The following is an 18,644-nucleotide window of genomic DNA, read 5'->3' on the forward strand; positions in this document are numbered from 1 at the left end:
ATGGACCGGGTAGTGAATGAGGAGATCTTATCATACTCGCTCATGCGACTGCGTCTATTTCCCACCCCTGCCGACATTGTGCAAATATCCCTTCCGGACAGTGCCCCAGCGTCACGCGGGCGGCATTCTGCCAGCGGGCGAAATCGGTTATCGCCTGCTGTAACCCGTTTTGCAGCGTCACACCTGGCTTTACCCCCTCCTGCAGATAGAGAGAAATCACTTCCAGTACGCCAGTTTTACGGTGCATTTTGGCGTCCATCCGCCCCACCAGTTGCCCCCGGTGGAGCAAAGGCAGGACAAAGTAGCCATATTGCCGCTTTGGCGCCGGCGTGTAACATTCCAGCCGGTAGCTGAAATCAAACAGCTGCTCCGCGCGTTTGCGATCCCAGACTACCGGATCAAACGGCGACAGCACCGCGCTATGTGTCGCGGTCAGCTTTCCTGCCTGTGCCTGTTCAAGCAGCGGCAGCATATCCGCATGCAACCACAGCGGCCCGAGGCTTTCGACCTCGACCGGAACGATCTGCTGCTGTTCAGCCCGCACATCACGCCAGTTTTGTAATTCGGGACGTTTCAGACGGTAGTAATCTGCCAGCCACTGCTCGCGAAAAATCCCCAGGCTGCGCGCGCTGTTGTCCAGCATGACAGATTCCGCTTGCGCCCGTGGAAGCAGATCGCGTTCATCATCCCAGTGCGGCATGACGCGATGCGTGAGATCGTATACACGTTGGAAATTACGCCGTTCAATCACCATCACCTTTCCTGCCGTGAACAGCCCTTCCAGATGTAGCTTGTGCGGCTTCCAGTCCCACCAGCCGCTGTTACCTTTACGCTGGTGCTCAAAGTCCGCTGAGCGAACCGGCCCGTTTTGATGGATATGCTGCAACAGTTGCTCAATTTCGCCAGCATGCTCTTTCATCCACGCCGCCTGGTACTTCCAGCCCATTTTTTCAGGGGCCAGCATCCGGTGGCGTATCAACGTGAAGTCACTGCGCGGCAGGAAGCAGGCCTCATGGGCCCAGTACTCCATCAACTCGCCCTGCGTCAGGGCGTCATCCAGCCACTGTATCGCGTAATCCCCCAGTCGGCTGAACAACACAAGGTAGGGGCTGCGGGCAACAATATTGATGGTATCAATTTGCAGCAGCGACATGCGGGTAATCGTCGGCAGGATATCGCTCGCCAGCGCGCGGCGGCGTGGTTTTTTTAACAGCCCCTGGGCGGCGAGATGAAGGTTACGGGCATCCGTAAGAGAGAGGTACGGCAACGACATTCATGATTCCCTCATTCATTCGCTGCCGTTATGGTGGTGCGCTAACGTACCAGCGAGATCAATTTTTCGAGTAATGTCTCAGGTTCTGTCCCCGACAGATGTGCGTCGACAGGGAGATACCACCAGTTGTCTTCAGCAAAGGCGCGGCACTTAACGGCGTCCTTCTCCGTCATGATCAGCGTTTGCGACGAGTTCAGTAAGCCGTTGACATCACGCGAAGTCAACGCCTGATGATCTGCCAGCGGAACACATTTCTGTGGCTGTACGCCACAGGCCTCTAACGTGGCAAAAAAGCGCGGCGGATGACCAATACCCGCCATCGCCACGACATTTTGCAATTGCGCGACATCGCGACGCTCACCGGTACGCAGGTTCACAGCCAGTCCTGCCGCCAGACGCATCGGGATCTCCCCCGCCTGCGGGATGCCACCGTTGACAATGACCGCATCCACCGTTTTCAGCCGACCGGCCCGTTCACGCATCGGGCCTGCCGGTAGCCACCAGCCGTTACCGAAACGACGCACGCCATCAACCACCACAATCTCAACATCGCGGGCCAGACGGTAGTGCTGAAGGCCATCATCGGTGACGATAATCTGTACATCGTGATGCGCCAGAATCGCTTTAACCGCGTCGGCCCGGTTGGGTGATACCGATACCGGTGCGCCGGTGCGCTGATAAATCAGCACCGGTTCATCACCCGCTTCTGCTGTGGTCGTTTCGGCATTCAGCAGTAAGGGATAAGACGCCGCTTTGCCACCGTAACCGCGGGAAACCACCCCAACGCGAAGACCGCGCCGCTGGAGCTGTTCCACCAGCCAGATCACTACCGGCGTTTTACCGTTACCGCCCGCCGTCAGGTTACCGACCACCACCACCGGCACCGGTGCACGCCAGGCGCGCTTGATCCCGAGCGTATAACACAGACGAATCCCCCCGCTCACCAGGCCGTACAGCCAGGAGAGAGGGAGTAACAGTCGCCATAAGGGCGACTCACCGGACCAGATGCGTGCGATCATTGACCAAATTGCATTTTGTGCAGTTGCGCATAGACGCCGCGATGTTCCAGCAGTTCGCTGTGCGTACCGCGTTCCACAATCAGACCATCTTCCACGACCACAATTTCATCAGCCTGCTCGATGGTTGAGAGACGGTGCGCAATAACCAGCGAGGTGCGGTTTTTCTGCAGTTCGTCCAGCGCCGCCTGAATGGCGCGCTCTGATTCGGTATCCAGCGCTGACGTGGCTTCATCAAGGATCAGAATCGGGCTGTCTCGCAGCAAGGCGCGCGCAATGGCGATACGCTGACGCTGACCGCCGGACAGCAACACGCCGTTTTCGCCGATCACCGTATCAAGGCCGTCATCCATTTTATTGATAAAGTCCATGGCATAGGCCATACGAGCCGCTTCTTCGATCTGCTCACGGCTATACTGCTCAGTTCGCGCGTAGGCGATGTTGTTCGCCACCGTGTCGTTGAACAGATGCACGTTTTGCGAAACCAGCGCCACCTGATTACGCAACGAGGCCAAGGTGTACTCACGTAGATCGTGACCATCCATGAGGATTTCGCCTTCATTGATGTCGTAAAAACGCGTGATCAGACTGGCAATGGTTGATTTACCGGAACCTGAACGCCCCACCAGCGCAACGGTTTTGCCTGCCGGGATTTTCAGGTTGATATTGCGCAGAGCCGGCACTTCGCGGCCCGGATAGGTAAAGGTCACATTACGGAATTCCAGATCGCCGGTCGCACGTTCAATCACGCGTTTACCTTCGTCTTTTTCCTGCTCGCTATCCAGAATTGCAAACAGGGTCTGGCATGCGGCCATACCACGCTGGAACTGGGCGTTGACGTTGGTCAGCGATTTCAGCGGACGCATCAGGGCAATCATTGACGAGAAGACCACGGTGATCGTCCCTGCCGTCAGGCTGTCCATAACGCTTGGGAAGCTGGCCGCGTACAGAACAAACGCCAGCGCCAGAGAAGCAATCAACTGGATGATAGGATCGGAAATGGAAGAGGCAGAAACCATCTTCATTCCCTGCAAGCGCATCTTGTTACTGACTTTGTCGAAGCGCTTCGTTTCCACCCCCTGACCACCGAAGATCAGGACCTCTTTATGGCCTTTCAGCATCTGTTCCGCGCTGGTCGTCACCTGCCCCATCGTATTCTGCATATTCTTACTGATAGCACGAAAACGTTTGGAGACCACACGAATCGCAATCGACACGATAGGTGCCAGCACAACCAGGATGATCGACAACTGCCAGCTGTAATAGAACATCATGATGAACAGGCCGATAATGGATGCGCCTTCACGCACAACGGTAATCAGCGCGCCGGAAGACGAAGAGGCAACCTGTTCAGAATCGTAAGTAATGCGAGAAAGCAGCGTCCCGGTGGACTGCTTGTCAAAGAAGGAAACCGGCATGCCCATCATATGACCAAACAGGCGACGACGCATGGTCATCACCACTTTTCCTGATACCCAGGAAATACAGTAGCTGGAGATATAGCTGGTGATACCACGTAAAATCATCAGCCCAATAACCACCAGCGGCATCCAAAGCAACACTGAGCGATCTGTTTTACCAAAACCATCGTCCAGTAATGGTTTGAGGAGCGATAACATGAAGGTATCGCTGGCCGCGTTGAGGATTAACGCAACACCCGCCACGATCAGACCCGATTTGAAAGGCGCAATGGTTGGCCACAGTCGGCGAAACGTCTGCCACGTAGAGAGATCTTTATCGTTATGCATTCAAGAAACCAGCATCTGTTGAAATAGCCGCATATTCTACCCGTTATCGTCTGACACGCCAAACCACTGATGATACCAACGAGGTAAAATTTGCTCCCGCAGGCTGATGACCTGCCAGCCCTGTGTTGAAAAATCCAGCGAAATTTGCCCCTGATGCGGGGTATCACACCACCGGTACCCCTGTTGCTGATAGCGCTGCTTCACCTTGTGGGACGGCAGCCGCCAGGCGTTGTAGCGTGATGCCGAGGCCAGCGCCGCCCGGCCATTGGCGCGTTGAATGAATGCCAGTGAAGAAGAACTGTTGCTGCCATGATGTGGTACCTGGACTACCGTTGCTGAAAGATGCTGCCAGTAATGGCTTAACATTTTCTGTTCCGCCGGGGACTCTATATCACCCGTCAGCAGAATACTGTGCATGCCATCATCAATCTTTACGACACAGGAGTGGTTATTTCCCTGCGTCTGGTCCCCCTTCAACGGCCAGTGCACGCTAAACCACAATCCCTGCCATTGCCACGTCTCGCCACGATAACAGGGCAAATGGCCCGGCCATCCTAGCGGGCTGCGTACCCAAAGCGTTGGCCAGGTTGTCTGCAAAGAGTGTAGTCCACCGCGATGGTCAAGATGCTCATGGCTGAGAATGATGCCCTCTGGCTGCAGATGGTGCCAGCGCAGCCATGGAATGATGATCTGCTGCGCGCTGTCACCCCCCGGCCAGGCCAACCCGGTATCGTAGAGTAACGCTTTACCATTGCGGGCGATGACCATCGCCAATCCTTGTCCAACATCCAGCATGTGCACCTGCCAGGCGTCGGTACGTGTCGGACTCCAGAACGGCCAACTCAATAGCGCCAGCGTCGCCAGACAGAGGCCGGGAAAGATGCGCCATGCAACGAATCGCCAGCCGAGTAACATAAGCCAGGGGACAAAGACCAGCCACTGCCAACGAACATCAACATTGATCCACCCTGCAGGCAAGAGCTTAAGCGCCCAGAATAACGTGGCCAATGAACGATCGGCCAGATACCAGAGTCCGCCCTCGAGAAACAGCGGACCGGTGAGGTGAACCACCATTCCAGCGAGGATCAACGGAACGCTGACAAACGTAACCAGCGGAACAGCAAACAGATTTGCGACAAAAGAGGTCAGGCTGATACCGTGAAACAGCGCAATTTGTAGCGGCAGGAGCAACAGGGTAATCCCCAGTTGCAGATGTGCCAATTCAACAAGCAAACGCCCGGCGCGCGGTAAGCGCAAGGCAGGACAAGGAAACCATTGATACCAGAACAGCAAAGCCGCAACGGCAAAGGCAGAAAGCCACAGGCTTTGCGAGATTACAGCAACGGGATCGACAACCAGAATGGCCGCCAGACAGCAGCACCAGACCGACCAACCGCTCCATTGCCGTCCGCTTAATTTCAGTGCCCCCCACACCAGCAGCGCCACCACCGTGCGTAACGCCGGGGGTTGCAGTCCGGTCAACCAGGCATAACACACCGCGCAAATAAGCCCACCAATCAGCGGGTGTTGCCAGCGGATCCCGGCGACCGGCAACAGAAACTGCACACCCCGCAACAGAGCGGCAGCCAGTAAAGCCGCGAAAGCGATATGCAGGCCGGAAATCGCCATCAAATGCGCCGTACCAGTATCACGCATAATCGCTTTGACCTCCTGCGGGACCAGCAGGCGTTCTCCCATCCCCAGCCCCAGAATGACCTGCTGCCAGGAATAGTTCTCCAGAGAGGCGGTCAGCGAGGCGAGATAGCGAGCCCGCCAGCTGCATCCACTGTCGACCACCTTTGCCTGCAAAAAGCGACCGGTGAGCGGCTGATGCTGTGCTAAGGCATAACGCTGGCTGTCAAATCCGCCGTCATTCAACTCGGCGTGAATAGCGCGAACCTTCAGCGTCATCGCCCAACGTTGCCCCGCACACGGTGCTATCGGCAAGTATTGGTCATAAAGCACAATGCCTACGGCAGGGAAAAGTCGATGCCCATTAAGATGCGTGATCCACCCGGCATGTGTTGTCATGTTATCCGTGGCCGTAAGCTCTACGACCGCCTCCTGCGTGGCGACTGGCAATGTATTTACCGCCCACAGCGACTGCTTCGCCGCCATGACGCCCCAGAGAAAAAACAGCAGGAGGAGCCCGGCACACTTCGCCACTTTCCAGCGGAGCAGAGCGAGCAAACAGGCCAGCACAAACAGGACGCTCACAACCACTGAACCTGGAAGCGTGGGCAGCAAGAATAAAGGGAAGATCCCCCCTAATGCGCACAGACTAACCGTCGTTATTTTCATGGACACCTCCCTGTTAGCGGAAGTGTCCAGATCTGAACAGTGGTTGTCAGGTGTAGAATGAGGGATTTACGGTCATGATTCCGCAATTTTCATCGCCGCCCGGCAATATGCAACGTGAAATGCGAGTGGTACTCCAGGACGGGCTGCAGGCAAGAAAAAAGCACCGTAAAGGTGCTTTTCCTAGGCTATGTTTTGCGAAAAACTTAACCGTAAATATTGGCGCGATCGCGCAGTTCTTTACCCGGCTTAAAGTGCGGAACATATTTTCCTTCCAGATCCACTTTATCGCCAGTCTTCGGGTTACGCCCGGTACGTGGTGCACGGTAATGCAAAGAAAAGCTGCCGAAACCGCGGATTTCAATACGCTCGCCCTGTGCAAGAGTCGAGGCCATATGCTCCAGCATCTCTTTTACTGCATCTTCAACCGCTTTCGCGGGAATATGAGATTGCTGAGTGGCAAGTCTTTCAATCAATTCTGACTTGGTCATGATTCCTCCGGTTCCAATAAGCTGCTGCTGTCGCATTGATTAAGGGCGGCCGTAGCCGCCCTTTGTCATTGATTACAGAACGAATTCTATAATCTGTCAAGTATTCTCATCTGACTTCGGGACGAAACATCCCGAAGTATCAAAGAATTACTCGCCTTTAGCTGCTTTGAAAGCTTCAGCCATTGCGTTGTTAGAGAAGTTTGCATCTTCCTGTTTGTTAACAGTTGCGATGGCATCTTTCTCATCAGCTTCGTCTTTAGCACGAACAGACAGGCTGATTGCACGGTTCTTACGGTCAACGCCGGTGAATTTAGCTTCAACGTCGTCACCCACGCTCAGAACCAGGGTAGCATCTTCAACGCGGTCACGGGATGCTTCAGAAGCGCGCAGGTAACCTTCAACGCCGTCAGCCAGTTCTACGGTTGCGCCTTTCGCGTCAACTGCAGTCACTTTACCGTTTACGATTGCGCCTTTCTTGTTCAGTGCAACCCAGTTGTTGAACGGATCTTCTGCCAGCTGTTTAACGCCCAGAGAGATACGCTCGCGCTCTGCGTCAACCTGCAGAACAACTGCTGCGATTTCGTCGCCTTTTTTGTATTCACGAACTGCTTCTTCGCCTGCAACGTTCCAGGAGATGTCAGACAGGTGAACCAGGCCGTCGATGCCGCCGTCCAAGCCGATGAAGATACCAAAGTCAGTGATAGACTTGATTTTACCTTCAACACGGTCACCCTTGTTGTGGGTTTCCGCGAACTGCTGCCATGGGTTAGATTTGCACTGCTTCAGGCCCAGGGAGATACGACGACGTTCTTCGTCGATATCCAGAACCATGACTTCCACTACGTCGCCAACGTTAACAACTTTGGACGGGTGGATGTTTTTGTTGGTCCAGTCCATTTCGGAAACGTGAACCAGGCCTTCAACGCCTTCTTCGATTTCAACGAAGCAGCCGTAGTCAGTCAGGTTGGTCACGCGACCGGTCAGTTTGGTACCTTCCGGATAACGCTTAGCGATAGCAACCCACGGATCTTCGCCCAGCTGTTTCAGGCCCAGGGATACACGGGTACGTTCGCGGTCGAACTTCAGCACTTTAACAGTGATTTCGTCGCCAACGTTTACGATTTCGCTTGGATGCTTAACGCGTTTCCATGCCATATCGGTGATGTGCAGCAGGCCGTCAACGCCACCCAGATCAACGAATGCACCGTAGTCAGTGAGGTTCTTAACGATACCTTTAACTTCCATGCCTTCCTGCAGGTTTTCCAGCAGCTGATCGCGCTCTGCGCTGTTTTCGGATTCGATCACGGCACGACGAGAAACAACAACGTTGTTGCGCTTCTGATCCAGCTTGATGACTTTGAACTCAAGCTCTTTGCCTTCCAGGTGCAGCGTATCGCGCACCGGACGAACGTCTACCAGTGAACCTGGCAGGAACGCACGAATACCGTTCAGCTCAACAGTGAAGCCGCCCTTAACTTTGCCGTTGATAACACCAACAACAGTTTCAGCGTCTTCGTATGCTTTTTCCAGCGTGATCCAAGCTTCGTGACGCTTAGCTTTCTCACGGGACAGCAGGGTTTCGCCGAAGCCGTCTTCTACTGCGTCCAGCGCAACGTCAACTTCGTCACCGACCTGGATTTCCAGCTCGCCGGCTGCGTTTTTGAACTGCTCTGCAGGGATTGCAGATTCAGATTTCAGGCCCGCATCAACCAGAACGACGTCTTTGTCGATAGCAACAACAACGCCACGAACGATGGAACCCGGACGGGTTTCGATTGTTTTTAAGGATTCTTCAAATAGTTGAGCAAAAGATTCAGTCATGTTTAATCTTCGAAGTTAGATTTAACGTCCACCTGACACCATGTCGGATGGGGTTGTTTAACATACCCGCTGTCATTCCATTGCAACGGGGGTACTGCAAATTCGGTCGCTCTTAAGCGAGTGCCAGTTTTTGGCGCGCGTATTGTAGCGTTTTTTCAATCACTTGCTCAATGCTTAATCGTGTGGAATCTAAAACTAAAGCATCAGCAGCGGGAACCAGCGGCGCTACAGCACGGTTTCGGTCGCGATCGTCACGTTCTTTGATCTCGGCCAAAAGGCGCTCAAAGTTAACACTAAAGCCTTTCTCCTGCAACTGTAGCATACGGCGATGCGCACGTTCTTCCGAAGAGGCGTCAAGGAAAATTTTCACTGGCGCATCCGGGAAAACTACCGTTCCCATGTCGCGTCCGTCGGCGATAAGTCCTGGCGCTTCACGGAAAGCGCGTTGACGACGCAGCAGCGCTTCGCGCACGCGAGGGAACGCAGCAACCTGAGAGGCGGCATTGGCGACTTCCTGCGTGCGGATTTCACCGCTGACGTCTTCTCCTTCCAGAATTACTTCCAGATTTCCGTCCGTTGAGACAAAACGGACATCAAGATGGGTTGCCAGCGGAACCAGCGCGTCTTCTGAGGCGACATCGACATGATGATGTAATGCCGCCAGCGCCAGCACGCGATAGATTGCGCCTGAGTCCAACAGATGCCATTGCAATGCTTCCGCCATCGCTTTGCACAAGGTGCCTTTTCCTGCACCGCTTGGGCCATCAATGGTAATTACCGGGGCAATTGCCGTCATCTTTATCTCCTTAAACAGGCGTTCTGTTAACGTAAACGCCGCGCATTATACGCGCCAACGCCCACAATCGTTAACGTTGTGTGCAAAAACCGGTTTAGTCTGTAATCAGATGAAGAATAATTGCGCAATTATAGCGGGCTGGTGAGCAACCAGCCCGAAAGATGACAATGTTTTACGTTTATCAGGCAGGTGTGCTGATACGCGCCAGTTGTTCGAAATAGTCAGGGAAGGTTTTGGCGGTACATTTGGGGTCAAGGATCGTGACCGCCGTGTCAGATAGCGCCACCAGCGAGAAGCACATCGCCATGCGATGATCGTTATAGGTGCCAATTTCGGCAAACTTCAGCTTGGCCGGCGGCGTGATGCGAATAAAATCCTGCCCCTCTTCCACTTCCGCGCCAACCTTGCGCAGTTCGGTCGCCATCGCAAACAGACGGTCAGTCTCTTTGACACGCCAGTTATAGATGTTGCGAAGCGTCGTCGTACCTTTGGCAAACAGCGCCGCGGTGGCAATGGTCATCGCCGCATCCGGAATGTGGTTCATGTCCATGTCGATTGCGTTGAGCTCTCCGCGGGTACAGGCGATAAAGTCGTCACCCCAGGTTACCGTCGCGCCCATCTTCTCCAGCACATCGGCAAAGCGAATATCGCCCTGCATGCTGTTGCGGCCAATCCCGGTCACTTTCACCGTCCCGCCTTTAATTGCGCCTGCCGCAAGGAAATAGGAGGCCGATGAAGCATCACCTTCAACCAGATAGTGGCCCGGAGATTGATACTGCTGACCGCCTTTGACCACAAAACGCTGATAGCTCTGGTTCTCTATCTCAACGCCAAAGGTTTTCATCAGGTTCAACGTGATATCAATATACGGTTTCGACACCAGCTCACCTTTAATGCCAATCACCGTATCCTGTGGTGCCAGAGGCGCGGTCATCAGCAGCGCGGTGAGGAACTGGCTGGAGACGCTACCATCAACCTCAACCTGTCCACCGGTAAACCCGCCACGCAGTCGAAGCGGTGGGTAGTTTTCCTGTTCCAGATACTCAATGTTCGCCCCGCCCTGACGCAGTGCATCCACCAGATGACCAATCGGACGCTCTTTCATGCGCGGTTCGCCAGTCAGCACAATATCGTTTGCGCCAAGGCACAGCGCGGCGGCCAGCGGTCGCATCGCCGTTCCGGCATTGCCCAGAAACAGTTCTAACGCGCCGTCGGCATGCAGAGGACCAGCATTGCCAGTGATTTCGCAGCGGGTACGATCCGCAGAAAGGGTGTAATCAATCCCCAACGCACTCAGGGCATTAAGCATATGGCGAACGTCATCGCTGTCCAGCAGGTTGGTCAGCACGGTGGTGCCATGTGCTAACGCCGCCAGTAACAACGCGCGGTTAGATACGCTCTTCGAGCCAGGCAGATTAATCGTGCCATCGACCCGTGCGATGGGTTGTAACGTCAGGGATTCCATGAAACTCAACTCTCAAAAGACAGAAATAAAAACCCCACAGACAACGCTGTGGGGATGAAAAGAGACTACAGATTAGCCGCGGCGACGCTCGAAATCGGTCATGAAATCGGCAAGCGCTTTTACCCCTTCCAGCGGCATCGCGTTATAGATAGAGGCGCGCATACCGCCGACAACGCGATGGCCTTTCAGCGCATGCAGACCGGCGGCAAACGATTCTTCCAGGAAGATCTTATCCAGCGCGCTGTCAGCCAACTGGAACGGCACGTTCATACGTGAACGGTTGGCTTTCGCCACATCGTTACGATAGAAGTCGCTGTTATCAATCACGCCATACAGCAGTTCGGCTTTCTGCTGGTTGATTTTATCCATCGCTGCCACGCCGCCATTGGCTTTCAGCCATTTGAACACCAGGCCAGAAAGGTACCAGGCGAAGGTCGGCGGCGTATTGAACATCGAATCATTGTCGTTCAGTACGGCGTAATCGAGGATCGACGGGCATGCCACATTCGCTTTACCCAGTAAATCTTCGCGCACGATGACGAGCGTCAGACCCGCCGGACCAATGTTCTTCTGCGCGCCGGCGTAAATAATGCCGTAGCGAGAGACATCCAGCGGCCCGGAAAGAATGGTTGAGGAGAAATCGGCGGTCACCACCACATCAGAACCAAAATTGGGCGTTTCGTTAATCGCGATGCCATCGATGGTTTCGTTAGGGCAGTAATGCAGATACGCCGCATCAGCAGAAAGCTGCCACTCGCGCATTGGCTTCACGCCGCGCAGGCCATCAACCGAGACTTTGGCATCAATCACATTCGGCGTGCAGTATTTTTTCGCTTCTTTAACCGCGCTGGCAGCCCAGTAGCCGGCATCAACGTAGTCAGCCGTGGTTTTGTCGCCCAGAATGTTCAGCGGAATAGCGGAAAACTGGCCGCGACCGCCGCCGTGACAAAACAGCACTTTGTAGTTGGAGGGGATATTCAACAGATCGCGAAAATCCTGCTCCGCTTCTTGCGCGACCTGGATGAATTCTTTTCCGCGGTGGCTCACTTCCATGACGGACGTACCAAGACCGTTCCAGTCACAAAGATCCTGTTGAGCCAGTTTGAGCACGTCTGCCGGTAGCATTGCCGGACCTGAACTAAAATTGAAGACCTGAGCCATTTCCCCTCACCACGTTGTGTTGTTATTAACCCAACCTCTTTTCGTACATGAACAGACATTGGGTATAAGTTATTCCTGTGGATATCGGTTTTATCATTCAGTGACACGCGCCGCAATGGCTAAAACGGAGCAGAGCAAAAATGAGTGTTCGCTCACACAACAGAATCTTCGGGATTGACGATGAAAGACCGATATTTTTGCTGTCAGACGACCCGTTTTGCCCGGCTGGCCTTCGACCATTCTGGATTTTTGCAACGTGGACAAAATTGGCTATCCCCGGCGCTCATGCCGACAACTTCACTGCAGCGCACGCAGGCGTAATCCCCTGCTTCCGGCATGACCCTGAAGCGCTGCGTGCAATATTCAGGCAGAATGCTAAGCCCTGGCTTCACTTTTTCGTCTGCAAAGAAATAGACGCTGATCTGCCCGTTCGTTTCGAGGATCGCCAGTCTGACCTGTCCCAGTTGCTCAACACCGTTCAGCCGCAGTTCCATAAAGAACTCAAATTCAGTCATGTTGGCGTTACCCAGCTTCGACCAGGCTAACTCGCCGTCTTCGATGATAACGACGGGCTTGCCTTCCAGCAGATCTTCCAGCGCTTCGCTGCGCGCCATCAGCCACATCACCAGCCGGTACAACATCGCCAGAGTAATGAAGACCACCAGCACTGGCAGCATGGGCACATCGTCATAAAAAGCCACATCCCCTGCCGCCGACCCCAGCGTCAGAATGATCAGCACTTCGAATAATGACATCTGTCTTACGCCGCGCCTGCCCGTCAGTTTGAGAAACAGGAACACCAGAATAAAGGTGTAGAGACTGCGCAGCGCAACTTCCCAGAGGAATTCCAGCGGCACTTTGTCGAGTGCCATTCGTTGTAAATCAAATGCTTTCATTTTTATGCCCTTAACGCAGGTACCGGATAAAAGCATAGCCAAAACTTTTATTTGCGCCGCGTCCGTGGCGGCGATAGCGTCAGTCACATAAAACCCGTATCATTGCGCGCTTTCCGTACGACAAAAGTGATTTTCATGACGCAAACATTTATCCCCGGCAAAGACGCCGCACTGGAAGACTCCATCGCTCGCTTCCAGCAGAAACTCCTCGACCTCGGTTTCCATATTGAAGAGGCCTCGTGGCTGAATCCGGTGCCGAACGTCTGGTCTGTACACATTCGCGATAAAGAGTGTGCGCTGTGCTTTACCAACGGCAAAGGGGCGACAAAAAAAGCCGCGCTGGCGTCGGCGTTGGGCGAATATTTTGAGCGTCTGTCGACCAACTATTTCTTTGCCGATTTCTGGCTGGGTGAAACCATCGCCAATGGCCCGTTCGTGCATTATCCGAACGAGAAATGGTTCCCGCTGACCGAAAATGACGACGTACCGGAAGGTCTGCTGGATGCGCGCCTGCGTGCTTTCTACGATCCCGAGAAAGAACTGACAGGCAGCATGCTGATCGACCTGCAGTCTGGCAATGAAGAGCGTGGTATCTGCGGTCTGCCGTTCACCCGCCAGTCGGATAACCAGACCGTCTATATTCCGATGAACATTATCGGCAATCTGTACGTCTCGAACGGGATGTCTGCCGGTAACACCCGTAATGAAGCCCGCGTGCAGGGGCTTTCTGAAGTCTTTGAACGTTACGTGAAGAATCGCATTATTGCCGAAAGTATCAGCCTGCCGGAAATCCCGGCCGACGTGCTGGCACGCTACCCGGCGGTGGTGGAATCGATTGCGACGCTGGAAGCAGAAGGTTTCCCAATCTTTGCTTACGACGGTTCTCTGGGCGGCCAGTATCCTGTTATCTGTGTCGTCCTGTTTAATCCGGCTAACGGCACCTGCTTTGCCTCCTTCGGTGCACACCCTGACTTTGGCGTCGCGCTGGAGCGTACGGTGACGGAGCTGTTGCAGGGCCGCGGCCTGAAAGATCTCGATGTCTTCACGCCACCGACCTTCGACGATGAAGAAGTGGCTGAGCATACCAATCTGGAAACGCACTTCATTGACTCCAGCGGTCTGATCTCCTGGGATCTGTTCAAACAGGATGCCGACTACCCGTTCGTTGACTGGAGTTTCTCCGGTACAACAGAAGAAGAATTCGCTACCCTGATGGCTATCTTCAACGCGGAAGATAAAGAAGTGTACATCGCTGATTACGAGCATCTTGGCGTCTACGCCTGCCGGATCATCGTGCCGGGGATGTCCGATATTTATCCTGCTGAAGATTTGTGGCTTGCCAATAACAGCATGGGCAGTCATCTGCGCGAGGCCCTCCTCTCATTGCCGGACAGCGCCTGGGATAAAGAAGACTACCTCAACCTGATTGAACAGTTAGACGAAGAAGGGTTTGATGATTTCACCCGCGTCCGTGAACTGTTAGGTCTGGCAACCGGTCCGGATAACGGCTGGTACACCCTGCGTATTGGCGAGCTGAAAGCGATGCTGGCGTTGGCAGGTGGCGATCTGGAACAGGCGCTGATCTGGACCGAATGGACGATGGAATTTAATGCGTCGATCTTTAGCGCTGAACGGGCGAATTATTACCGTTGCCTGCAAACGCTGCTGCTTCTGTCGCAGGAAGAAGAGCGTGAACCGCTACAATATCTGAACGCGTTTGTCCGCATGTATGGCGCAGAAGCGGTGGAGGCTGCCAGCGCAGCGTTGAGCGGTGAAGCGGCCTTTTATGGTTTGCAGCCGGTTGACAGCGATCTGCATGCTTTCGCGTCACACCAGTCGCTGCTGAAGGCCTATGAGAAGTTACAGCGCGCAAAATCTTCATTCTGGTCAAAATAAAGACAATTAACCTACGCTGAGTAGGTTTAAATAATCGTCTGAGCTATATTACGGGGCGCACTTAGCGCCCCGTTTTACTTATTTTTGGCTGCTCAAAAATAAATGTAATAACAAGGTTAAATATTGGTAGTTGATATTATACAACTTAACGGTTAGTTGTTACTTTGCAAGTCAATTACTCCATATTAATTAACTGGCCAACAGACCCAGGAAGGAAAATTTTCAACTCATTTGCTAAATTTTAAAATTTATTTTTATCATATTAATCAATAAATTACTCCGTAATTGCATAAAAACCATGCGTATTACGGGCCTATAAGCCAGGCGAGATATGATCTATATCAATTTCTCATCTATAATGCTTTGTTAGTATCTCGTCGCCGACTTAATAAAGAGAGAGTTAGTGTGAAAGCTGACAACCCTTTTGATCTTTTACTCCCTGCAGCAATGGCCAAAGTGGCCGAAGAGGCAGGCGTCTATAAAGCAACGAAACATCCGCTTAAGACTTTCTTCCTGGCAATTACTGCCGGTGTGTTCATTTCCATCGCCTTTGTTTTCTATATCACTGCAACGACCGGTACTGGTACGATGCCCTTTGGTATGGCGAAACTGATTGGTGGTATCTGCTTCTCTCTGGGGTTGATTCTTTGCGTCATCTGCGGTGCAGACCTCTTTACGTCAACCGTGTTGATTGTCGTCGCCAAAGCCAGTGGTCGTATCACCTGGGGTCAGTTGGCGAAAAACTGGCTCAACGTCTATTTTGGTAACCTGATTGGTTGCTTGCTCTTTGTGCTGTTGATGTGGCTTTCTGGCGAATATATGGTCGCCAACGGCCAGTGGGGATTTAACGTCCTGCAAACCGCCGACCACAAAATGCACCATACTTTTATTGAAGCCGTCAGTCTCGGTATCCTCGCAAACCTGATGGTATGCCTGGCCGTCTGGATGAGCTACTCAGGCCGTAGCCTGATGGATAAAGCGTTTATCATGGTTTTACCCGTTGCGATGTTTGTTGCCAGCGGTTTTGAGCACAGTATCGCAAACATGTTTATGATCCCGATGGGTATTGTAATCCGCGATCTCGCTACACCGGAGTTCTGGAGCGCAGTTGGCTCGACGCCGGAAAATTTTTCTCACCTGACCGCGATGAACTTCATCACTGATAACCTGATTCCGGTTACGATCGGCAACATTATCGGCGGGGGTTTGTTGGTTGGGTTGACATACTGGGTCATTTATCTGCGTGACAACGATCATCATTAATTGATGTCGCGATACACGAAATCATTCAAGTTGCATTGAGGCGGCAAGTGAATGAGTTCCCAGGAGCGTACACACAGTACGTGACTGGGGCGAATGAGCGTAGCCAACAAAGAGGCAGCTTGAAGGATGAAGTGTATATACGCAGTAAATAAAAAATCCACTTAAGAAGGTAGGTGTTACATGTCCGAGCTTAATGAAAAGTTAGCCACAGCCTGGGAAGGTTTTACCAAAGGTGACTGGCAGAATGAAGTAAACGTCCGTGACTTCATTCAGAAAAACTACACTCCGTACGAGGGTGACGAGTCCTTCCTGGCTGGCGCAACTGATGCGACCACTGCACTGTGGGACAGCGTAATGGAAGGCGTTAAACAGGAAAACCGCACTCACGCGCCTGTTGACTTTGACACCTCTGTTGCTTCCACCATCACTTCTCACGACGCTGGCTACATCAATAAAGCGCTTGAGAAAATCGTCGGTCTGCAAACTGAAGCTCCGCTGAAACGTGCGATCATCCCGTTCGGTGGTATCAAAATGGTTGAAGGTTCCTGCAAAGCGTACAATCGCGAACTGGACCCGATGCTGAAAAAAATCTTCACTGAATATCGTAAAACCCACAACCAGGGTGTTTTCGATGTTTACACCAAAGACATTCTGAACTGCCGTAAATCCGGTGTTCTGACTGGTCTGCCGGATGCATATGGCCGTGGCCGTATCATCGGTGACTACCGTCGCATTGCGCTGTACGGTATCGACTTCCTGATGAAAGACAAATACGCTCAGTTCGTTTCCCTGCAGTCCGATCTGGAAAACGGCGTAAACCTGGAAGCGACTATCCGTCTGCGTGAAGAAATTGCTGAACAGCACCGTGCACTGGGCCAGATCAAAGAGATGGCGGCTAAATATGGCTGCGATATTTCCGCACCGGCAACCAACGCACAGGAAGCTATCCAGTGGACTTACTTCGGCTACCTGGCTGCTGTTAAGTCTCAGAACGGCGCTGCAATGTCCTTCGGTCGTGTTTCCACCTTCCTGGATGCATACATCGAACGTGACCTGAAAGCAGGCAAAATCACAGAGCAAGACGCTCAGGAAATGATTGACCACCTGGTCATGAAACTGCGTATGGTTCGTTTCCTGCGTACGCCTGAATATGATGAACTGTTCTCCGGTGACCCGATTTGGGCAACGGAATCTATCGGTGGTATGGGCGTTGACGGCCGTACTCTGGTAACCAAAAACAGCTTCCGCTTCCTGAACACCCTGTACACCATGGGTCCGTCTCCGGAGCCGAACATCACTGTTCTGTGGTCTGAAAAACTGCCTCTGAACTTCAAAAAATTCGCCGCTAAAGTGTCTATCGACACCTCTTCTCTGCAGTATGAGAACGATGACCTGATGCGTCCGGACTTCAACAACGACGACTACGCTATCGCTTGCTGCGTAAGCCCGATGATCGTTGGTAAACAAATGCAGTTCTTCGGTGCCCGTGCAAACCTGGCGAAAACCATGCTGTACGCCATCAACGGCGGCGTTGATGAAAAACTGAAAATGCAGGTTGGTCCGAAATCTGAACCGATCAAAGGCGACGTTCTGAAGTTCGACGAAGTGATGGAACGCATGGATCACTTCATGGACTGGCTGGCTAAGCAGTATGTCACCGCGCTGAACGTTATCCACTACATGCACGACAAGTACAGCTACGAAGCCTCTCTGATGGCGCTGCACGACCGTGACGTTATCCGCACCATGGCGTGTGGTATCGCTGGTCTGTCCGTTGCGGCTGACTCCCTGTCTGCTATCAAATATGCGAAAGTTAAACCGATTCGTGACGAAGACGGTCTGGCTATCGACTTCGAAATCGAAGGCGAATACCCGCAGTTTGGTAACAACGACGCGCGCGTTGATGACATGGCGGTTGACCTGGTTGAACGTTTCATGAAGAAAATTCAGAAACTGAAAACCTACCGTGATGCTATCCCGACTCAGTCTGTTCTGACCATCACCTCTAACGTTGTGTATGGTAAGAAAACAGGTAACACCCCAGATGGTCGTCGTGCTGGCGCGCCGTTCGGACCAGGTGCTAACCCAATGCACGGTCGTGACCAGAAAGGTGCTGTTGCCTCTCTGACCTCCGTTGCTAAACTGCCGTTTGCTTACGCGAAAGATGGTATCTCTTACACCTTCTCTATCGTTCCGAACGCACTGGGTAAAGACGATGAAGTTCGTAAGACCAACCTGGCAGGCCTGATGGATGGTTACTTCCATCATGAGTCTTCCATTGAAGGCGGTCAGCACCTGAACGTGAACGTCATGAACCGTGAAATGCTGCTGGACGCGATGGAACATCCGGAAAAATATCCGCAGCTGACCATCCGCGTTTCCGGTTACGCAGTACGTTTTAACTCCCTGACGAAAGAACAGCAGCAGGACGTTATTACTCGTACCTTCACTCAGACCATGTAATGTGTTTTGACTGAAATCACGCGTTAAAAGGCGTACAATAAAGGCTCCACGGAAGTG

General features: G+C 53.0%; 13 protein-coding genes. 3 read left to right on the forward strand and 10 right to left on the reverse strand.

The window, feature by feature from the left end:
* Positions 1-40 precede the first annotated feature (40 nt).
* The 10 genes from QQZ17_RS21465 to QQZ17_RS21510 form a co-directional block, all read right to left on the reverse strand.
* Positions 41-1,273: a winged helix-turn-helix domain-containing protein gene (locus QQZ17_RS21465; RefSeq protein WP_152405249.1), complete on the reverse strand. Its 1,233-nt coding sequence runs from the start codon at positions 1,271-1,273 to the stop codon at positions 41-43.
* Positions 1,274-1,314: 41 nt separating this feature from the next.
* Entirely contained in the window at positions 1,315-2,292 is a 978-nt protein-coding gene (gene lpxK / locus QQZ17_RS21470) for a tetraacyldisaccharide 4'-kinase (RefSeq protein ID WP_152405250.1), read from the reverse strand.
* The gene (msbA, locus tag QQZ17_RS21475) at positions 2,289-4,037 is read right to left on the reverse strand and encodes a lipid A ABC transporter ATP-binding protein/permease MsbA (RefSeq protein WP_152405251.1); all 1,749 of its coding nucleotides are present in this window, start codon (positions 4,035-4,037) and stop codon (positions 2,289-2,291) included. The genes lpxK and msbA overlap by 4 nt, the downstream gene beginning before the upstream one ends.
* A gap of 36 nt (positions 4,038-4,073) precedes the next feature.
* Entirely contained in the window at positions 4,074-6,338 is a 2,265-nt protein-coding gene (locus QQZ17_RS21480) for a ComEC family protein (protein WP_152405252.1), read from the reverse strand.
* Between the two features lie 203 nt (positions 6,339-6,541).
* Positions 6,542-6,826 (reverse strand): integration host factor subunit beta, encoded by a 285-nt coding sequence (ihfB, locus tag QQZ17_RS21485; RefSeq protein WP_002463068.1) that lies wholly within the window; start codon positions 6,824-6,826, stop codon positions 6,542-6,544.
* 147 nt (positions 6,827-6,973) lie between these two features.
* Complete coding sequence (gene rpsA / locus QQZ17_RS21490; protein ID WP_046478685.1) at positions 6,974-8,647, reverse strand: 30S ribosomal protein S1; 1,674 nt, start codon at positions 8,645-8,647, stop codon at positions 6,974-6,976.
* Between the two features lie 112 nt (positions 8,648-8,759).
* Complete coding sequence (gene cmk, locus QQZ17_RS21495; protein WP_152405253.1) at positions 8,760-9,443, reverse strand: (d)CMP kinase; 684 nt, start codon at positions 9,441-9,443, stop codon at positions 8,760-8,762.
* 181 nt (positions 9,444-9,624) lie between these two features.
* Positions 9,625-10,908, reverse strand: a complete 1,284-nt coding sequence (aroA, locus tag QQZ17_RS21500) for a 3-phosphoshikimate 1-carboxyvinyltransferase (RefSeq protein WP_152405254.1) — start codon at positions 10,906-10,908, stop codon at positions 9,625-9,627.
* Positions 10,909-10,980: 72 nt separating this feature from the next.
* The gene (gene serC, locus QQZ17_RS21505; protein WP_152405255.1) at positions 10,981-12,069 is read right to left on the reverse strand and encodes a 3-phosphoserine/phosphohydroxythreonine transaminase; all 1,089 of its coding nucleotides are present in this window, start codon (positions 12,067-12,069) and stop codon (positions 10,981-10,983) included.
* Positions 12,070-12,272: 203 nt separating this feature from the next.
* Complete coding sequence (locus QQZ17_RS21510; protein ID WP_152405256.1) at positions 12,273-12,965, reverse strand: DUF421 domain-containing protein; 693 nt, start codon at positions 12,963-12,965, stop codon at positions 12,273-12,275.
* A gap of 135 nt (positions 12,966-13,100) precedes the next feature.
* On the opposite strand from QQZ17_RS21510, the gene ycaO reads away from it, so the two are divergent.
* The 3 genes from ycaO to pflB all read left to right on the forward strand — a co-directional run bounded on the left by ycaO (position 13,101) and on the right by pflB (position 18,587).
* Entirely contained in the window at positions 13,101-14,861 is a 1,761-nt protein-coding gene (ycaO, locus tag QQZ17_RS21515) for a 30S ribosomal protein S12 methylthiotransferase accessory factor YcaO (RefSeq protein WP_152405257.1), read from the forward strand.
* Positions 14,862-15,266: 405 nt separating this feature from the next.
* Positions 15,267-16,124: a formate transporter FocA gene (gene focA / locus QQZ17_RS21520; protein WP_152405258.1), complete on the forward strand. Its 858-nt coding sequence runs from the start codon at positions 15,267-15,269 to the stop codon at positions 16,122-16,124.
* Between the two features lie 180 nt (positions 16,125-16,304).
* Positions 16,305-18,587, forward strand: a complete 2,283-nt coding sequence (gene pflB, locus QQZ17_RS21525) for a formate C-acetyltransferase (protein WP_152405259.1) — start codon at positions 16,305-16,307, stop codon at positions 18,585-18,587.
* The last annotated feature ends 57 nt before the right edge of the window (positions 18,588-18,644 follow it).

The organism is Citrobacter sp. T1.2D-1, from assembly GCF_950098555.1.
Lineage (GTDB): Bacteria > Pseudomonadota > Gammaproteobacteria > Enterobacterales > Enterobacteriaceae > Citrobacter_A > Citrobacter_A telavivensis.